The organism is Streptomyces sp. UNOB3_S3 (assembly GCF_020740895.1).
GTDB lineage: Bacteria > Actinomycetota > Actinomycetes > Streptomycetales > Streptomycetaceae > Streptomyces.
In genome coordinates this window covers 1-5,472 of record NZ_JAILXP010000441.1, presented here as the reverse complement: position 1 = coordinate 5,472, position 5,472 = coordinate 1, and the positions used below count along the sequence as shown (strand labels likewise).

The 5,472-nt window shown below is 75.9% G+C and carries 5 protein-coding genes and 1 pseudogene; 1 reads left to right on the top strand and 5 read right to left on the bottom strand.

Features of this window, described 5'->3' with window-relative positions; genetic code table 11:
- The 4 genes from K6I33_RS31165 to K6I33_RS36125 form a co-directional block, all read right to left on the bottom strand.
- Positions 1–626, bottom strand: a 626-nt coding sequence (locus tag K6I33_RS31165; RefSeq protein ID WP_308297349.1) for a lanthionine synthetase LanC family protein, incomplete at its 3' end; no start/stop codon positions are given.
- Positions 623–3,823 (bottom strand): lantibiotic dehydratase, encoded by a 3,201-nt coding sequence (locus K6I33_RS31160; protein WP_229357901.1) that lies wholly within the window; start codon positions 3,821–3,823, stop codon positions 623–625. The genes K6I33_RS31160 and K6I33_RS31165, both read right to left, overlap by 4 nt.
- Before the next feature lie 67 nt (positions 3,824–3,890).
- Positions 3,891–4,013, bottom strand: a complete 123-nt coding sequence (locus tag K6I33_RS36130; RefSeq protein ID WP_275126818.1) for a hypothetical protein — start codon at positions 4,011–4,013, stop codon at positions 3,891–3,893.
- A 79-nt stretch (positions 4,014–4,092) separates the two neighbouring features.
- On the bottom strand, positions 4,093–4,218 hold the full coding sequence (locus tag K6I33_RS36125; protein ID WP_275126817.1) for a hypothetical protein: 126 nt from the start codon (positions 4,216–4,218) through the stop codon (positions 4,093–4,095).
- A gap of 238 nt (positions 4,219–4,456) precedes the next feature.
- Here K6I33_RS36125 and K6I33_RS31155 point away from each other — a divergent pair, with 238 nt between their 5' ends.
- Positions 4,457–5,218 carry a MerR family transcriptional regulator gene (locus tag K6I33_RS31155; protein WP_229357900.1) on the top strand — a complete coding sequence of 254 codons (762 nt, stop codon included), beginning with the start codon at positions 4,457–4,459 and terminating at the stop codon, positions 5,216–5,218.
- A gap of 127 nt (positions 5,219–5,345) precedes the next feature.
- Here the strand turns inward: K6I33_RS31155 and K6I33_RS31150 are convergent.
- Positions 5,346–5,472: pseudogene (locus K6I33_RS31150) on the bottom strand (lytic transglycosylase); the annotation flags it as partial.

Here is a 5,472-nt window from a genome sequence, read left to right as displayed (position 1 = left end):
GTGGTGGGCGGGTACCCGGAGCCGGGGCCCTGCGCTGTCCACCAGCCCGGCAGCGTACGGCCGCCGGGCAGCCGGACGGGCACGGTCAGCGCCACCAGGGCGGTGAGGACGTCGGCGAGGGCGTCCCGCCCGGCGGCGTCGTCCAGCAGGTGGGCGCCGAGGCCGGTGAGCCCCGAAATGACGTCGTAGGCGGCCATCGTCACGCACTCGCCGTTCCCGGGCCGGCGCCGCAGCTCCCGGGTGGCCGCGTCGCGGGCGTAGCGGCGGACCTGGGCGCCGAGGTGTCCGGCGGCCCGCAGGGGGCGGCCGACGGCCGCCTCCGCGCGGGTCAGCGCGAAGGCCAGCGCGGGCACCCCGTAGTAGAGGCCGGGCCTCGGGGCGGCGGCGGGTGCCGCCGCGGCGCGTGCCGTCGCCTCGGCCAGCCACTGGTGGGCGGTCCGCAGTGCCGCGCCGTCGGTGTGCCCGGCCTCCAGGTGGAGGAGGGCGGTCCCGGGCAGTCCCTCGCTGAGGGTCAGGTCCTGCCAGATGGGCCGGGAGGCGGGGTGGTGCGCCCGGACCCGCCCCGGGTCGGCGAGCCGGTCCGCGATGCCGGCGGCCAGGTCCGCCGCCGCGTCGCGCGGGTTCACGCGCCGGCCCGGAGGCGGCCGAGGTGGGCGCGCAGGGCGGCGCGGGCCAGGGCCAGCGACTGCCGTTCGGCGGTGCGGTCGATGCCCGCCAGCCGGTTGTGGTGCATGTGCAGGAGGGAGGCCAGCGTGCGGTCCTCGCCGCCCCACCGTTCCTCCGGGGGCAGGTCGCGCAGCCGCAGCCCGTACGCGGCGACGGCTGCGGCGCGCCGTTCCCAGACGTCCAGCAGCTCGGCTCCCCCGGGGTGCCGGGCCAGGGCCTCCCAGCGGCCGTCGGCGTCGATGAGCCGGCGGGCCGGTTCCCGCAGGCCGGTGGGGGCGTCGTCGTGGCCGCGCGTGGCGCCGTCGCCGAGGAGGCTGAGTACGCCGTCGGGCCGGCCGAGGAACCGGTGGTGGAGGTCGACGTAATTGGCGGCCGTCAGCAGCCGGACGTCGAGCGAGAGGGTGCCCGCGCGCAGCAGGGCGAGCTGTTCCAGGCAGGCCCGGCTGTCGGCGGCGAAGGCGGCCTCGGCCGCCTCGATGGCCGAGGGGCCGCCGTAGCGCTCGAGTTCGGGGTCGTACGTGTCGAGGGCGAGCCGCCCGCACAGCCCCTGGTCCGCGAGGCGCGCGGCCCATTCCCCCAGGCGCGGCAGGAGGCGTCCGCCGAGGTCGGCGGGGTCCCCGTGGAAGCGCAGCCGCAGATGGGGGTCGGGATCGGCGTAGCGGAGGTAGAACCACCGGGCGCCGGATCCGGCCGGCAGACCGTCCAGCAGGCGGGGCAGGTGGACGGCGAGGAGTTCGTCGTGGCGCTCCGGCGAGCAGTGGAGCTTGGCGTACAGCCAGCCGGAGCCGGGGTGGTGGACGGCGGCGGCGCGGCGGCGCGGCGGGGCCGCGAGCGGCTCCCCGGCCGGTCCGGGGGCGGTGGCGCGCACCAAGGGGAAGGCGATCTCGGTGCGGTGCCCGGCCGACCAGCCGCTGCCGTACTCCTCGTCGTCGGGGGCCTCGTGGAGCTGTGCCGCCGGCCGGCGCCGCCACTCGTCCCGGAGCAGTTCCAGGTCCGCGGCGGAGGTCAGGTCGAGGGCGATGCGCCGGTCGCGGTGGGCCGCCGCGACCCGGTCGGGCACGCCCGCGTGCTCGCGCCAGGCGGTGAACAGCCGCCGCCACTCGGCCGGGCCGGTGCCCGGGTCGCCCGCGGCGGCGCGCAGGTCGGGGTCGGCCGGGTACCAGCGGGCGGGGGCCAGGACGGAGCGGCCGCTGCGCACGCGGGGCAGGTACGGCAGGGCGGCCGCGGCTCCCCAGTCCCAGGCGGGCAGCGCCGACTCCCCGCTGCGGGGCAGCTCGGCCAGGAAGCGGGCCGTCCCGGGGGCATTGCCGCGCAGGCTGAGCATGCTGGGGACGGTGGGGACGACCTCGGTGCCCAGCACCGTGGAGACCAGGGCGAGCCGGTCCGTCGTCGCCGTCACGGCCAGGTCGTCGAGGCCGAGGGCGTGCCGGGACGCCCGGTCGGTGAACGCGGCCACGGTGATGGTGTGGTCCGTCCAGCGGGGTACGCGGGCCACGTTGGCGGCCCGGCCGCCGAGGGTGCGGAAGGACAGCTGGGCGCGGACGGCGCGCGGGTCGCGCGTGGGGACGGAGCGCAGTACGTCCCCGAAGCGGTGGCCGTCCTCGCCGAGCACGTGCGCGAAGCGCCCGGCGACGGCGCCCGCGACGGCCGAGACCGCGCCGACCAGCAGCCGGAACCGGCCCCGGTCCATGGCCTCCAGGGACGCGGCGCGGACCTCGGCCAGCAGGTCGAAGGAGGCCGGCACCACCACCGGCCGCGCCCCGCCGGCGCCCTCGCCCGGTCGTGGGCGGCCCGCCCTGGTCAGGCGGGCCAGGCGGGCGTCGTCCAGGACGAGTTCGCGCTCCCCGCTCATCGCCGCCTCCTGGGCCCAGGCCAGCAGCAGCCGGTCGCGGTCGTCGAGGCCGTCCGTGCCGGGGAGGAGCCGGGACGCCGTCGGCGCGCGGTACTCCTCGGGGAGGCCCAGGCCCCGTTCGGCGTCGAGGAGTTCGGTCAGGGGCACGGCCCGCCCGGTGCCGTAGCGTTCGAGGAACCGGGCGTGGTACTCCCGCAGGTGCCGCGGCCCGGGCCGCGCGGCGGCCAGGTCCGCCAGCACCCCGGCGGCGCGTTCCGCCTCGGCCCGTACGGTCTCGGGCAGCCGGGCCGTGACGTCCAGCCGCAGATCGGTCTGGAGCAGCCGCTCGGCCGGGTGGATCCGGCACATCCGCGCCTCGGCGGCGGCGAGGGCCGCCCGGCCCCGGCCCGGGGCCCGCTCCGCGTAGTCGGCCAGCTCCCGCTGGAGGAGGGCCAGTTCCCGCAGGACGTCCCGGCTCCGCTCGGACACTCCCGCGCCGGCGGGCGCCGCCAGGGCGAGGACGTGGGCCAGCGGGTCGCCGTCGTCCATGGGCGGGTGGAGCTCCGTGAGCAGCACCCCGCGCCGGACCAGTTCGGTGAGCATCGCCCGGACGGTGTCCCCTGCCGCCTCCGGGAAGGCGCCGGTCATCCGCCGGACCAGCTCGGGCCAGGGCACGGGGGTACGGGCGAACTCCAGCGCCCGCCGTACGGCCTCGGTGCGGCGCACGGTGATCTCCCGTACCGGCGGCCGCCCGTGGAGGGCGTCCACCGGCCGGGGGACGAAGGCCAGGACGAGCCGGTCGCCGCGGACGGCGCACAGGTCGTTGGCCGTGACCCGCAGGACGGCCAGGACGCCCGGATCCTCCTCCAGGCGGGTGACGACGTCGGTGAGCCAGCCCATGTCCGGCCGTACGGACTTGGTGTGCCGCTCGCCCCGGCGGAACTCCGGGCGCGGCGCGAAGCCCGCGGTCGCCACGCCGGCCATGAGGCCGAAGGGGGTGGCCCGTTCACTCATCCTCAGCGCGTAGCGCGTCACGGTCCGCTCGGCGCGGCGCTCCTCCTTGGCAGTCAGGGGCGTGCCGGCCGCCGCCTTGTCCAGGACCGCGGACAGGGACGGGCTGGCCAGGGCGACGGCCTCGCGCAGCAACTCGTCCCCGGCGGCCCGGCGCAGCCGCGCCCCCGGCGCCGGGTCCACCGGGATCGGGTCCACCGGGGGCGGCTCCACCGGCCGTATCGCCGCCCTCAGGAGCACCACATCGGCACAGACGTAACCCTCGTCCGCCTTCTCCGCCGCCATCACCACCGACACCCTTCCTCTGTTCCCCACCGGCCGCCGTTCCCGCGCCAGGCCGTGCGGGCGGGTCGGCGCCCCGCCCGCACGACGCCGGCTCGGGTCAGCAGATGCAGCCCGTGATCTCGCACTCATGGCTGGTGTGCAGGAACACCTCGGCCTCGCCGGGCGCACCCTGGGCCGACATCGCGATCTCTTCCACGTCCAGCTCGAACAGGTCGTTCACGGGGATCTCCTCTTCTCGTCTCTCGAGTCGTGCCACGCCCCGGCGGGGCATCGCCCAGCCCGCACGGCGCCGGCCCGGATCAGCAGATGCAGCCCGTGCCGTGGTGGCACTCGTTGCTGGTGACCAGGGCCGTCTCGGCCTCGCCGGGCGCGCCCTGGGACGGCATCGCGATCTCTTCGACATCCAGCTCGAACAGGTCGTTCATGGGAATCTCCTCTTCTCGTCTCTTGCGTCATGCCACGCCCCGGTGGGGCGGTTGGGGAGCATGCTGTGCCGGGGCGTTCAACAAACGGTCAACGGATGATGAGAGACGAATGAGGGCGGCGCCCCGGGGCGCGCAAGAAGCCGGAAGCCGGGCTTGAACCTGCCGCAGCGGAAGCCTCTACCGTCGTGAGCAGGGCCGGGGATTCCGGCCCGGTGAAGCACGTGTGAGGGAGGCGGCGATGGCCTGGCCGATCGCGGAGGTCGCCCGGATGTCGGGTGTGACGGCCCGGACGCTACGGCACTACGACGACATCAACCTGCTGCCGCCGGCCTGGATCGGGGGCAACGGCCACCGTTACTACGAGGAGCGCCAACTGCTGCGGCTCCAGCAGGTTCTCGTGCTGCGGGCGCTGGGCCTGGGACTGCCTGAGATCGGCCGGATCCTGGCCGCGCAGGTCGACGAGCTGGAGGCCCTGCGGGGCCATCACCGTCGGCTGCTCGCCGAGCGCGACCGGCTGGATGCCCTGGCCGGCACCGTCGCCCGCACGATCACCGAACTGGAGCAGTCCAGGAAGGACGGCACAGACATGATCACCATCAGCCGGCCGGAGAACCTGTTCGAGGGCATCCGGCCTGCCCATTGCATGAAGGCCCTGCACGGTTTCCCGGAACTGGTCGAGGCCGTCGAGCGGCGTACCGCGGCGTTGAGCAGGGCCGAGATCGAGGCCGACGAGCGCGAGCGCACGGCGCAGATGATCCGGCTGGCGGAACTGCTGGCCACCGGCCTGCCCGCTGACGCCGACGCGGTGCAGGTCGAGATCGGCACCCAGTACCGGACGTTGTCCCGGAGCCGGGCAGCCACCGCCGAGGAGTACCGCGCGATCGGGCGTTGCTGTGTGGAGAACGAGCACTGGCGCGCGGTGTACGAGTCGATCACGCCGGGCCTGGCCGCGTACCAGCGGGCCGCCATCGAGGCGTACGCCGCGACTCGGCTGCGCTGAGCCGGGACCGGGCCGCCGCCACGGGGGTGCGGCGGCCCGGTCGGGTCGGGCCACTTGTCAGTCTGGACGCGTACGCCGTCCTGGCCGACTCCCCCCGGGCGCACGATGAAGATCGAGAACGAGTCTTTTAGTACGCGGAGTTGACGTTGTCCATGGAGCCGTACTTGTCGGCGGCGTAGGCGCAGGAGGCGGTGATGTTGGCGACCGGGTCGTAGATGTTCCAGGAGGTGCCTTCGACGTGATACGCCTTGAAG

Excerpts from the sequence above, each read along its gene's own strand:
- K6I33_RS36125 (WP_275126817.1), bottom strand. The coding sequence starts at position 4,218 with ATGAACGACCTGTTCGAGCTGGATGTCGAAGAGATCGCGATGCCGTCC.
- K6I33_RS31155 (WP_229357900.1), top strand. The coding sequence starts at position 4,457 with ATGGCCTGGCCGATCGCGGAGGTCGCCCGGATGTCGGGTGTGACGGCC.